The organism is Paraburkholderia sp. SIMBA_030 (genome assembly GCF_046535245.1).
Taxonomy (GTDB): domain Bacteria; phylum Pseudomonadota; class Gammaproteobacteria; order Burkholderiales; family Burkholderiaceae; genus Paraburkholderia.
Map to the genome: position 1 here is coordinate 1 of NZ_JAWRXB010001035.1, position 256 is coordinate 256.

Annotated in this window: 1 protein-coding gene; it reads left to right on the forward strand. The window is 59.8% G+C overall.

All coding sequences use genetic code 11. From position 1 onward, the window contains the following. The coding region (locus SB772_RS43180) for a hypothetical protein (protein WP_410838919.1) at nt 1–240 on the forward strand (240 nt) is incomplete at its 5' end. Nucleotides 241–256 lie beyond the last annotated feature (16 nt).

Consider the following 256-nt stretch of genomic DNA (forward strand, 5'->3'; position numbering starts at 1 on the left):
GTCAACGCCGAAACCGGTGTTGCGTGGAGCGTAGTAATCAAAGGAAATGCCTCAGCAGTGAAACTCACCGAGGAAGTGCTGGACACAGTGGGGCTACTCCTGTTCCCCTGGGAGGCAGGGCAAAAGGACCACTTCATCAGGATCACGCCAAGCAAGGTGACTGGCCGGCGCTTTACAGTAACACCGCCGGTGACCTGGTGGACGCCCTTGGACGAAGCGCCCAGCGCACGCAACGAGTAAATCCCCGCCTCGTCGC